General features: G+C 64.6%; 1 protein-coding gene. It reads left to right on the top strand.

The window, feature by feature from the left end:
• The coding region (locus AC0L2O_RS37425; RefSeq protein WP_473373276.1) for an SPOR domain-containing protein at positions 1–240 on the top strand (240 nt) is incomplete at both ends.

The following is a 240-nucleotide window of genomic DNA, read 5'->3' as shown; positions in this document are numbered from 1 at the left end:
AACATCAAGCCGTGGGGCGTGCAGGTCGCCGGCAATTTCCGCCGCGCCGCCGCGCTCAATCAATGGACTGGTGTGAAGCGCCGGTTTCCGGCTTTGCTTGGCGGGCATAATCCGGTGGTCAGCCGGGTGCGCTCGCCGATCGGCAGGCGCGGCATCTATGCGGTCCGGATCGGCGCCGACTCCAAAGCCAAGGCCGACAACATCTGCCAGAAACTGCAAAGCGTCGGCGGTGCATGCATT

The sequence above is a fragment of the Bradyrhizobium sp. Kon10 genome (assembly GCF_055807395.1).
This window is presented reverse-complemented; position numbering and strand designations above follow the sequence as displayed.